This window comes from Pseudomonas sp. CM25 (assembly GCF_013179705.1).
Lineage (GTDB): Bacteria > Pseudomonadota > Gammaproteobacteria > Pseudomonadales > Pseudomonadaceae > Aquipseudomonas.
The window spans coordinates 1-4,038 of sequence record NZ_JABMCW010000427.1; the positions used below are offsets into that span (position 1 = coordinate 1).

General features: G+C 61.7%; 3 protein-coding genes and 2 pseudogenes. 1 reads left to right on the forward strand and 4 read right to left on the reverse strand.

All coding sequences use genetic code 11. From position 1 onward, the window contains the following. A pseudogene (locus HP546_RS27095) lies at positions 1 to 510 on the forward strand (arsenic resistance protein); the annotation flags it as partial. A 15-nt stretch (positions 511 to 525) separates the two neighbouring features. Here HP546_RS27095 and bla read toward each other — a convergent pair. The 4 genes and pseudogenes from bla to HP546_RS27115 form a co-directional block, all read right to left on the reverse strand. Further along, the gene (gene bla / locus HP546_RS27100; protein WP_172231964.1) at positions 526 to 1,404 is read right to left on the reverse strand and encodes a class A beta-lactamase; all 879 of its coding nucleotides are present in this window, start codon (positions 1,402 to 1,404) and stop codon (positions 526 to 528) included. A gap of 172 nt (positions 1,405 to 1,576) precedes the next feature. After that, positions 1,577 to 2,506 carry a malate dehydrogenase gene (locus HP546_RS27105; protein WP_172231967.1) on the reverse strand — a complete coding sequence of 310 codons (930 nt, stop codon included), beginning with the start codon at positions 2,504 to 2,506 and terminating at the stop codon, positions 1,577 to 1,579. Positions 2,507 to 2,751: 245 nt separating this feature from the next. Continuing rightward, positions 2,752 to 2,979 carry a hypothetical protein gene (locus HP546_RS27110; protein ID WP_172231970.1) on the reverse strand — a complete coding sequence of 76 codons (228 nt, stop codon included), beginning with the start codon at positions 2,977 to 2,979 and terminating at the stop codon, positions 2,752 to 2,754. A 677-nt stretch (positions 2,980 to 3,656) separates the two neighbouring features. Further along, positions 3,657 to 3,968: pseudogene (locus HP546_RS27115) on the reverse strand (Fic/DOC family N-terminal domain-containing protein); the annotation flags it as partial. Positions 3,969 to 4,038: the final 70 nt, after the last annotated feature.

Sequence of the window (4,038 nt, forward strand, 5' to 3'; positions counted from 1 at the left end):
ATACTCGGTGAAAACAGCAGCGTGAGCATTTCCATCGCACCGTTTGTGGAAGCCTTCGTACTACTGATCGTGCTGCCGATGGCCCTTGCCGTATTCACCAGCGCCGGCGCCCGCCGCTACCGCGCGGTCTCGGCCTGGAACGATGCCTGGGCGTGGCTGCCGGTTCCGGCGATGGCGCTGGTGCTGCTGGTGGTGATCGCTTCGCAGGTTACCGTGGTACTGCGCGACTTCGAGCGCTTGCTGCCGGTGATTCCGGTGTACATCGGCTTCCTGCTGCTGGCACCTGTGCTGGGCCTCATCTCGGCTCGGCTGCTGCGCCTGCCGGCCACCGAGGCCCGCTCGGTGACCTTCAGTGCCGCCACGCGCAATTCACTGGTGGTGCTGCCGCTGGCGCTGGCGTTGCCAGAGGAGCTGCGCAGTTTGGCGGCGGCGGCCGTGATCACCCAAACGCTGCTGGAGCTGGTGGGCGAGCTGATCTACGTGCGCGCAGTACCACGGCTGGTACGCTGACTCACCTTGCGCCTATCAGCCGGCGCGCCAAGCCTCCCATACCACGCGCGTGGCAGCGGCGACGGGTTCGCTGCGCCATGGTGAATCCTTCTTCGCGCCATGGGTAAACACCACCAGAATCCAGGGCGCGCGGCCTTCCGGCCAGATGATCGCCACGTCGTTGGCGACGCCGTAGTCACCCGAGCCTGTCTTGTCGCCCACCACCCAGCCCTGCGGCAGGCCCGCACGGATACGGGCATCGCCCGTGGTATTGCCTTTCAACCAGGCCTGCAACTGTTCACGGCCCGCAACGGGCAGCGCGTCGGTCAGCAGCAAGCGCTGCAGGGTCGTACCCATCGCGATGGGTGTCGTGGTGTCACGCAGGTCGCCGGGTATGGCCGTGTTCAGGCCGGGCTCGTTGCGGTCGAGGCGGAAAACCGGGTCGCCCATGCTACGGGCGAAAGCCGTCAGCCCGGCGGGGCCGCCGACCTGCTCAAGCAGCAGGTTGCCTGCGGTGTTGTCGCTGTATTGCACGGTGGCGGCGCACAGTTCGGCAACGGTCATGCCCTTGCCTACGTGCTTCTCGGTGATGGGGGAATACACCACGAGCTGTTCTTTGCCGTACGGGATGCGGCGCTGCAACAGCCCTGGGTCTTTCTGGCTTTGGTGCAGGATTGCGCCTGCCAGTATGGCCTTGAAGGTACTGCAGAAAGCAAAGCGCTGTTCGGCCCGGTAGGCCAGTTGCTTGCCGGTGGCGGTGTCGAGCGCCCACAGGCCGAGAGTGACGCCCTCGGACTGCTCCAGTTGCTGCAACTGTTCAGTGACCGGGTCGGCTGCCCAAGCAGGCAAGGCCATGGCAGCGGCGCAAACAATTGCCCCCTGAAGCAGGTGGCGGCGGTGAATGGGCTGGTTCATGTCAGCTCCCACTGAAAAACGAAGGGGGAGACTAGAAGGTTTCAACCCAGATACAAAGCCACTGAAACACAATTGCCACGATCGAGGGGCTTTGGCCTGATGCCTGTCAGGCGATTCTTACATAGAGCCATTGGGGCTGCCGCGACGGGCCCTCCTTGGCCCGAACTAACGCTTACAACGCCTCCATCTCCGCGATATCCCGCGCAACCTGATCGGCAGAATGGTCGAACATCGCCTGCTCCTGCTTATCCAGCGGCAGCGCTATCACCCGCGCCAGCCCTTCTTCTGTCAGCACACACGGCACGCCCATGGCGATGCCCTTGCGCCCGTACTCACCCTCGAGAATCGCCACCGCGGGCAGAATGCGGTTTCGCCGATTGGCGATGGCATCCACCATCTGCGCAATGGCCACACCCGGCGCATCGCAGGCGCTGCCCATCTTCTTCAGGTTGAGGATCTCGCCGCCACCTTTGCGGGTGCGCTCGACAATTCGCTCGATCTGCTCACTGGACAAGAAGTGGGACAGCGGCACCGAGCCGATCTGGCAGTAGCGCATCAGCGGCACCATGCTGTCGCCATGCCCGCCCAGCACCAGCGCGGTGATATCCCGGGCAGAAAAGCCGGTTTCCTCGGCGATGAAACACTTCATGCGCGCGGTATCGAGCACGCCGGCCTGGCCGAACACCTTGTCGCGGCCCAGCCCGCTGACGCTCCAGGCGCGGTAGGTGAGCACGTCCACCGGGTTGGACACCACCAGCACCGTTGCCGCCGGCGCATGCTGTTTGATATCCGCCATGATGCCATCGAGAATCGGCAGGTTGATGCTGAGCACATCCTGACGCGACTGCCCTGGCTTGCGCGGTACCCCTGCGGTGATCACCACCATTTCAGAGCCCGCCAGCATCTCGGCCTTGGCCCCACCGGATACCCGCGTGTCGGAGCCGGATTCCACTGCAGCCTGCCACACATCCAGCGCCTTGCCCTGCGCGAGCTCGCCCTGCACGTCCATCAACACCAGTTCACGGCACAGCTCTTCGCGGGCGATGACTTGCGCCGCCGCCTCGCCGACCAGGCCGGCACCCACGATTGTTAGCTTGTTCACCTGACACCTCCCAGCGGCGCGCACCACCAGGAACACGCCTGCGTATAGAGAGAAGTATTGCTTGCCGGGGCGAAAAGGCCAGGCGTGCCCACGGGGATCGCATCAGGTGCTTGCCGCCAAAACGCGATCCCTGTAGGAGCTGGCTTGCCTGCGAAGGGCTGCGCAGCAGCCCCAACGAGCTCAAACCAGCCCCTGCCGCCCGGACCGACCTGCGCTCTCACAGCGCAACACAGGGAATACGCCGCCTATTCCGCCGGGTCCTGAGCATGATGCTCCATCACCTTCCCGCACTGCTCACTGGCCAATCGGCTGATGATGCGGATCGCCTGATGGATGCCAGCCGTGTTGCGGAAACTGAGGCGCGGGTTGTGTTCGCATTCCAGCACTTCGTCATGCTGGACCAGGGCTTCGCCTAACAGCTCCAGGGTCCAGGCATAGCTTTGGATGGTGGAAAGGCGTTCGGTGTCAGTCATGGTGTGCCTCCGATCTGTCGGAGACGGAGCGGGATCGGTCGTGAGTGAGCTCAATGAGATTCGGCGAGGCGCGCCGGCGGCGAACGAGTGCGTGGATCACGGATGGACTTGAGATAAGCATGCATGAGGCTCCAAGTTTTAGTTGGAGCTGCCACGATCCTTCCTACGGGATTGGGTGGCAGCTGTGTGTGGGGTAGGAATACCGGGAAACTTGGAAACCCGGCCAGGCCGAAGCCTGCCCACACACAGCCGCCATGACACAGCACGGCAGGCACAAAAAAAGCGCCAGCTGTGGTGCAGGGGCGCCTAGTGCGTGCGCCAAGTTTACCAACGGGTTCCTACGCCCGGTCACGGATTTTACGTGACCTGGAAATTTAGCCTCACATCTCGCGGAAGAGCAAGTATGGAAGCTGTAGGAATCGTCGCTGAATGTTGTGCGAAAGGCAGTGAACGTGCACGATCAGGGCTTTTAACTACATTTTATTGCTAATGCACATAGAAGCTGACTACAACAGTCAGGCGACTGGAAAGCGGAGGTCAAAATACGCGGGCACCATCGGCCTTGAAGCCGGAGTTCGGAAGGTGAGTCCGTCGGACGGAAAATGAAACCCTACTTCACGGCCGGTCATGGCATGCAGTTCGCGGATGGTGTGTTCGGTCAGGGCTACACCGGGCTAGACCACAGCTTTTATGTAGTCCATCGCTTTTTCGATGTTGGCGACCTCCAGCAGCTGGTCGGTACTTTCCGCTTTGCCTTCGACCTTGCTGTCGATGTACTCCGCCAGCGTAGTCTGGTTGCCCTCGATCCGTGCAGATCCCAAGCTCTCCGGCGTATAAAACAACCCTTTGAGCTGGAAGAAAACGTGCGGTGGGGTGTCGACCTCCAATCTGAGCCTGCGCAGAAACTCGAGCTCGCTCTGCACGTCGACCAGACGGGAGTCGAATGAAGGGTTCAGCAGCTGGAGATCGTGATGGGTAAAGGTTGCCATCTAAGAATTATCTCTAGCCGGAAAATTCATTATGTGGAAAAAATCAGAAAAATAGCACGAAAACATTGGG

What these genes read in the sequence shown, in the direction of transcription:
- HP546_RS27110 (WP_172231970.1), bottom strand. Translation starts at nt 2,979, where the DNA reads ATGACTGACACCGAACGCCTTTCCACCATCCAAAGCTATGCCTGGACC.
- bla (WP_172231964.1), bottom strand. Translation starts at nt 1,404, where the DNA reads ATGAACCAGCCCATTCACCGCCGCCACCTGCTTCAGGGGGCAATTGTT.